Source organism: Dermacoccus sp. UBA1591 (assembly GCF_002322065.1).
In the GTDB taxonomy this organism is placed as follows: domain Bacteria; phylum Actinomycetota; class Actinomycetes; order Actinomycetales; family Dermatophilaceae; genus Dermacoccus; species Dermacoccus nishinomiyaensis.
The window spans coordinates 5,211-8,635 of the sequence record NZ_DCNR01000007.1 but is presented as its reverse complement, the minus strand read 5'-3'; the positions used below and the strand labels follow the sequence as shown (position 1 = coordinate 8,635).

Annotated in this window: 3 protein-coding genes; all 3 read right to left on the bottom strand. The window is 67.6% G+C overall.

All coding sequences use genetic code 11. The features are described 5' to 3' along the window. Window positions 1-167 precede the first annotated feature (167 nt). Window positions 168-539: a hypothetical protein gene (locus B2284_RS01040; protein ID WP_286697088.1), complete on the bottom strand. Its 372-nt coding sequence runs from the start codon at window positions 537-539 to the stop codon at window positions 168-170. A 289-nt stretch (window positions 540-828) separates the two neighbouring features. After that, window positions 829-1,923, bottom strand: a complete 1,095-nt coding sequence (locus B2284_RS01035; protein ID WP_286697087.1) for an SPFH domain-containing protein — start codon at window positions 1,921-1,923, stop codon at window positions 829-831. Window positions 1,924-2,018: 95 nt separating this feature from the next. Then, the coding region (locus B2284_RS01030; RefSeq protein WP_286697086.1) for an amino acid permease at window positions 2,019-3,425 on the bottom strand (1,407 nt) is incomplete at its 5' end.

The window sequence follows — 3,425 nt, the reverse complement described above, 5'->3', positions numbered from 1 at the left end:
CGGGTGGCTGTCTGTATTCACATCTGTCGAACACTGTGATTCGAGGAGCCGCCGCAGCGGAGCGAGGATGGCGAAGTCCCCATGGCTCCGACGCGCGAAGCGCGTGCCGAGCCCTGCCCGTGGCGCTGACGCGCAAAGCGCGTCTCAAGTCCGGGTTCAGCCGCCGCCTACTTGCTCTTGATGTCTCCTCCGATGGAGTCCTTGATGCCGTCGAGGGCTGAAGTGCTGCTCATGACGTACCAGTTGGGGCCGGCGAGGATGGCGTCGTCGCCCGTCAGTTTGCCGGTCGCGTCGGTGATGGCTCTCTTGGCTGCATTCTCGCCGTCGTAGACGACGAAGATGGCGTGGGTGCCGCCGACGCATTCGCCTGAGCTGGAGGCGCCCGCTGGCGGCGTCGTCGGGTTGTACCCGGTGCAGTGCAGGCCTGCGTTGACGGCTGCGCTGCGCAGTTCCGTCGCGGTGTCGAAGCGGTGGGTCTGGGCGGAGCACGCGGTCAGGACGAGCAGGGGTGTGACGGTGGCGATGGCCCAGGTACGCATGGTGTCAGGCTACTCGCCCGCCCCGGCGCGCTGCGTGCTTCCCCCGTCCTCATCGGTGAAAGCGTGGGTCGGTGCAGTGCGGCGCGAGTCCGCGGTCAGGGGTGACGCTTCGCGCTGTGACGGCGAATCCGCCCGACGCGTTGAAACGCCGCTCACCGACCGCAACGCCACAACGTCCGTTGAATGCGGCCGAAAATCGCCGATGTGGACGAGATCCGCGAAGGGGGACGCCGTTCGCCGATGTGGACGAGATTCGCGAAGGGGGACGAGAATCGCAGGGGGGCGGGGGTTACTTCGACGAGGAGCCGGTGGAGGGGACGACGACGGCGGAGTCCGAGGACGGCCAGCACGAGAAGCCGGCGGGCAGCGTCACCTTGCCGCCCTCGACCATGTCGAGGCACTTGGAGACGAGGACGTTCGGGTCCTTGCTCACCGACTTCGCGAGCGCTTCGTTAGCCTTCGCCTGCTGTTCGGCCGTCTTGACGCCCTGCTCGGCGATGCGCGTCTGCGCGACCTGGGCGAGCAGCGCGTTGGCCTTCGACTGCGTGTTGTCGTCGAGCTTGATGACCGGGATGATCACCGACAGCACCTCGATCTGGTCGCCGATCTGGTCGCGCATGTCCTTCGTCGCGTCCTCTGAGAGCTTCGCGAGCGTCGGGGTCGTCGGGTTGCCCTTCTCGTCGACGGCGAGGGCGTCGTAGGACGCGAACTCCTTGTTGAGGCTCGAGGACAGCTGCCGGTCGACGAGGCTCGAGCGGATGCTGGAGAACTCGCGGTAGTTCTGGAACAGCGCGTCGGAGGCGTCGGGGCGGATACGCCAGCGGATGGACGCGTCGACGCACGCCGTCGCCTGGTGGGCGATGCGCACGTTGATGCAGCTCTTGTCGTCGGCGGTGTGGCTGTCGGTCTGGATCGCGGCGTCCATGTACGTCACCTTCTGCCACGGCGCCTTGAGGTGGAAGCCATTGCTGAGGCTGCCCGTCGGCTTGCCGAACGTCGTCACGACACCGATCTCCTTCGTCGGCACGACGACGGAACTCGCGACGGCGAGGACGATGACGGCGAGCGTCGCGCAGGCCGCAGAGACGAGGTAGGCCAGACGCGCGCGAGCCCGCGTGCTCGGCGCCTCGGGACGCGCGGCGTGCAGGAACACGCGGGCGGGGGAGGCGCCGGCGTCGAGATCACCGCTGTCGTCCGCGTCGGCATCTTCTACACCGTCATCCGATGCGTCGAGATCACCCGCGCGGGCACGACCGGTCGTGGCCGCCTCGCCCCGTGAGTCCGGGACGGCCTGCTTCCGCCCCGCGCGGCGCAGGTGGCGCCCGTAGAGGAAGGCCACGAGGGCGAGCAGGAGCAGGACCACGCTGAAGATCGTCGAGGCCATGGCGTGAGTGTAGAGCCGCAATGAAGCACGAATGGCGACGCGCCGCCCACATCGTCGTGGGCGGCGCGTCGCGCGAGCTTCGGGTCAGGCGCGCGTCACGGGTGACGTTCGTGGCGTGCGAGGTCGCTGGTCTCGGTGTCGACGTGCGGCGACGCTTCGACCGCTTCGAGGATCGCTTTCTCGCTGCCGCCCTTCGCGCCGTAGCGAGCGATGCCGATGCCGACGACGACGGCGGTGAGGCCGAGCGTCAGCCACAGGTTGAGGCGCTGGTCGGCGCGCAGCGCCATCGCGACGATCGTGAAGACGATGAACGCCATCGTCACGTAGGTGAGGACGGGGAACGCCCACATGCGTACGGCCGGGCGTGCGCCGACGCGGTTCATCGCGGCGCGCGAGCGCAGCTGCGTCGCGGCGATGACGAGGTAGACGATGAGCGCGATGGCGCCTGACGTCGACAGCAGGTACGTGAAGATCTTCTCCGGCAGCAGGTAGTTGCCGAACACGGCGACGAAGCCGACGACGACGGAGACGAGGATCGCGACCTGCGGCACGCCGCGTCGGTTGATGCGCGCGAACGCCTTGGGTGCGTCGCCGCGCTGGCCGAGGCTGAACGCCATGCGACTCGCGGTGTAGAGCGCGGAGTTGAGGCAGCTCGCGACGGCGGTCAGGATGACGAAGTCGAGCACGCTCGCCAGGTTCTCCAGACCCATGTTGTTGAGCGCCTCCTGGTAGGAGCCATTCTTCTGCAACGAGGGGGAGTTCCACGTCGTCAATGCGATGACCACGAAGATCGAGCCGAGGTAGAACAGCGAGATGCGCCAGATGACGCTGTTGACGGCCTTGCGGATGCCCTCGACCGGGTTCTTCGACTCGGCCGCGGCGATCGTCACGATCTCGGTGCCCATGAACGTGAACATCGTCGTCAGCATGGCGGCGAGGACGCCGCTCCAGCCGTCGGCGAAGAAGCCGTGGTCGGTGAATCCGTGCAGCCCCGAGGCGTGCGAGCCGGGAAGGATGCCGAGGATCGCGAGCACACCGAGGACGATGAACCCGACGATGGCGATGACCTTGATGAGCGCGAACCAGAACTCGAACTCGCCGTAGTTGGCGACGGAGAACAGGTTCGTCACCGTCAGCAACGCGGTGATGATGAGAGCGAACACCCATTGGGGCCAGTCGATCCAGCCCGAGAGGATCTTCGCGCCGGCCGTCGCCTCCACGGGGATGACGAGCACCCAGAACCACCAGTACAACCACCCGATGGAGAAGCCCGCCCACTTGCCGAGCGCGCGGTCGGCGTAGACGGAGAACGAGCCGGAGTCGGGGTTGGCCGTCGCCATCTCGCCGAGCATGCGCATGACGAGGACGACGAGCGTCCCGGCCAGCGCGTAGGCGATGAGGACCGACGGGCCGGCGAGCTTGATCGCCGAGGCCGAGCCGACGAAGAGGCCGGCGCCGATGACGCCGGCGATCGAGATCATCGTGACGTGGCGCGGCTTGAG

What these genes read in the sequence shown, in the direction of transcription:
- B2284_RS01040 (WP_286697088.1), bottom strand. Translation starts at nt 539, where the DNA reads ATGCGTACCTGGGCCATCGCCACCGTCACACCCCTGCTCGTCCTGACC.
- B2284_RS01035 (WP_286697087.1), bottom strand. Translation starts at nt 1,923, where the DNA reads ATGGCCTCGACGATCTTCAGCGTGGTCCTGCTCCTGCTCGCCCTCGTG.